The organism is Aerococcus sp. L_32 (assembly GCF_050689315.1).
In genome coordinates this window covers 1-1,715 of the sequence record NZ_JBOEQF010000408.1, presented here as the reverse complement: position 1 = coordinate 1,715, position 1,715 = coordinate 1, and the positions used below count along the sequence as shown (strand labels likewise).

Below are 1,715 nucleotides of genomic sequence, written 5' to 3'. Positions count from 1 at the left end.
TGCGGTTGCAGTGTGGTGCTCACACTTTTTACAACATCATATATATTACCAAATTAACCTAACCCCGTCAAGAAAATCATCATGATTAAGTTAAAAAGTTGAAAAATCTAGCATTTAACTTAGATTATTTCGCGAATTCAGTCGATGACTCAATTCTAGTTCCAATTTGTTTGCCGAAGACAGTATCGTGGGTAACAATCAGAATGGCTTTACCTTGGTCTTTAGCTAAGGCTGTGATAAGGCCACCGATTTGATCAGCAGATTCTCTATCCAAGGCTGAAGTAGGTTCATCAAAGCACAAGACACTTGGATTTAGCATTAAGGCTCTAGCAATCGCCACCCGTTGCTTCTGTCCACCTGATAATGTGGATGGGAATACATCTGCTTTGTCAGATAAACCAACATCTGCTAATAATTTTTTACCGTCTTCAATCAGTGCCGCTTTATTTTTCAGACCTTGTGCTAAGGGGGCTTCAATTAGATTTTGAATCACGGTTAAATTTGGGAACAATTGATAATCTTGGAAAACCATGCCGAGTTCATTTTGATAAGCACGGCGCTCACTATTTGAACCATAGACAGCTTTAGTGCCGTTATCTTTTGATAAGACTTTGCCGTTAATTTCAATCGTGCCGCGGTCAGCTTCTTCAAGATTGTTGATAATACGCATAAATGTTGTTTTACCTGTCCCTGAACGACCTAGTAAAATCACCACTTCACCTGGGTTGATTTCAAAATCATAATCTTTAATCACTTGGTTATCCTTATAAGCCTTATTTAGTCCTGATACTTTTAATGACATACGATGACCTCCCTTTTACCATTTCAATTGGTTTTCAAATTTGCGTAAGACGAATGTAAGTACTGCTGTGACGATTAAGTAAATCGCCCCAGCAACTAAGTATGGTACTAGAGACGCATAGGTATTCGCTGCAATATTTCCGGCTCTTAGTAACTCGCCAAGTCCAATCACATAAACTAATGACGTATCTTTTACTAGGGAAATCACTTCGTTCCCAATTGAAGGTAATACAATATTAACTACTTGCGGTAAGATAATTCTTCTAAAACCACGAATTTTACCAATACCTAATACAGAAATACTTTCATATTGACCGTCTGGCACTGCTGAAATACCACCTCTAAAGATTTCTGCAAAATAAGCAGCATAGTTAATCACATATGCAAGAACAGCTGCTGGGAATCGATCCATAGCGATACCAATATATGGTAAACCAAAGAAGATCACCATCAATTGAAGCATTAGTGGACTACCACGCATGATAAAAACATAAGCTTCAATAATTCCTTGTAACCATTTTGGGCCAAACACGCGTAAGATCCCGATTAAGAAACCGATTGGTACTGAAATGACTAATACAATTGCGAATAAAAGTAAAGTGAGTTTTAATCCGTTTAATAATGATGGTAATACTGTCATCACAATATTTGATGAGCCCGTTGATTCTGAATCTTCACCAAACCATTTCACTTCAAATTCAGCATATGTCCCGTTTTGTCTTAATTCTTCAATCCCCGCATCCACTTGTTCTTTTAATGCAGTATCTGATTTTCTAAAACCAACACCCATCGGTTCAACAGATGTTTCATCTACAAAGTACTCATATTCATCTAAAGTTCCTTTTTGGTTTAAGGTATAGCGAGAATAGATATCCCCAGCATAGATAGCATCCACACGGTCAGCATCCAAATCG

General features: G+C 37.7%; 2 protein-coding genes and 1 pseudogene. All 3 read right to left on the bottom strand.

Annotated features, from left to right (window positions below):
- Nucleotides 1-124 precede the first annotated feature (124 nt).
- On the bottom strand, nt 125-802 hold the full coding sequence (locus ACRCJ0_RS13440; RefSeq protein ID WP_419971107.1) for an amino acid ABC transporter ATP-binding protein: 678 nt from the start codon (nt 800-802) through the stop codon (nt 125-127).
- Nucleotides 803-817: 15 nt separating this feature from the next.
- A complete protein-coding gene (locus ACRCJ0_RS13435) occupies nt 818-1,441 on the bottom strand; it encodes an amino acid ABC transporter permease (protein WP_431390745.1) in 624 nt (207 codons plus the stop codon).
- An 84-nt stretch (nt 1,442-1,525) separates the two neighbouring features.
- Nucleotides 1,526-1,591: pseudogene (locus tag ACRCJ0_RS13430) on the bottom strand (hypothetical protein); the annotation flags it as partial.
- Between the last annotated feature and the right edge of the window lie 124 nt (nt 1,592-1,715).

What these genes read in the sequence shown, in the direction of transcription:
- ACRCJ0_RS13440 (WP_419971107.1), bottom strand. Translation starts at nt 802, where the DNA reads ATGTCATTAAAAGTATCAGGACTAAATAAGGCTTATAAGGATAACCAA.
- ACRCJ0_RS13435 (WP_431390745.1), bottom strand. Translation starts at nt 1,441, where the DNA reads ATGACAGTATTACCATCATTATTAAACGGATTAAAACTCACTTTACTT.